This is a genomic window from Vibrio sp. 378 (assembly GCF_033339435.1).
Genome location: NZ_JAWOUO010000217.1, coordinates 1 through 963, shown reverse-complemented (window position 1 = coordinate 963; position 963 = coordinate 1). Strand labels below are relative to the sequence as shown.

The following is a 963-nucleotide window of genomic DNA, read 5'->3' as shown; positions in this document are numbered from 1 at the left end:
TGCCATCATTTTCTCTTTTGCAGCAACATAAGAGTCAATGCCGCCAACACCGATGATAGGAAGTTTGTCACCCAATGCTTCGTGCAATTTGCGAACAACTTCTGTTGAACGAGATTGCACCGGACGACCGCTTAAACCACCCGCTTCATTTGCGTGTTTCATACCTTCAACTACTGTTCGATCCAGTGTAGTGTTTGTTGCAATAACACCATCGATATTGTTTTTCAGTAGTGATTCGCAAATCTGAGTGATTTCATCATCGCTCAAATCAGGGGCAATCTTAAGTGCTAGTGGAACGTACTTGCCGTGTTTTTCTGCAAGCTCTGATTGTTTCGCTTTAAGCTCTGATAGTAACTCGTCGAGTGCTTCACCGTATTGTAGAGAGCGAAGTCCCGGAGTGTTTGGAGAAGAAATGTTTACAGCGATGTAACCAGCGTATTCGTACACTTTCTCCATACAAATCAAGTAGTCCTCTGCCCCGTTCTCGATTGGTGTATCTTTGTTTTTACCAATGTTGATACCAAGAACACAGTTGAACTTTGCTTTTTTCACATTCTCAACCAGATGATCCACACCTAAGTTGTTAAAGCCCATTCGGTTGATGATGCCTTCGGCTTCAACCAAGCGGAACAAACGCGGTTTGTCATTACCTGGCTGAGGACGAGGAGTCACTGTGCCAACTTCAACAAAGCCAAATCCCATCGCATCGAATGCTTCAATACATTCCCCATTTTTATCCAAACCAGCAGCAAGACCCACTGGGTTACGGAATGTTAACCCCATGCATTCTACTGGACGGTTAGGTAATTGCTGACGATAGAAAAGATCGAGTGGTGTGCCGTTAAAGCGTTGGAAGTTCTTGATTGCAAGATCATGTGCCTTTTCGGCATCAAGTTGGAAAAAGCCAGTTCTGGCTAGACGGTAAAGCATTGTGCCTCCGAAAGAAAAAAGCCCCGTATAAAC

1 protein-coding gene is annotated in these 963 nt (G+C 44.3%); it reads right to left on the bottom strand.

Translation table 11 applies throughout. The annotated features are described in order from the left end of the window. On the bottom strand, nucleotides 1-930 hold a 930-nt coding region (gene pyrD, locus R7Q48_RS25260), incomplete at its 3' end, for a quinone-dependent dihydroorotate dehydrogenase (protein ID WP_318132885.1). Nucleotides 931-963: the final 33 nt, after the last annotated feature.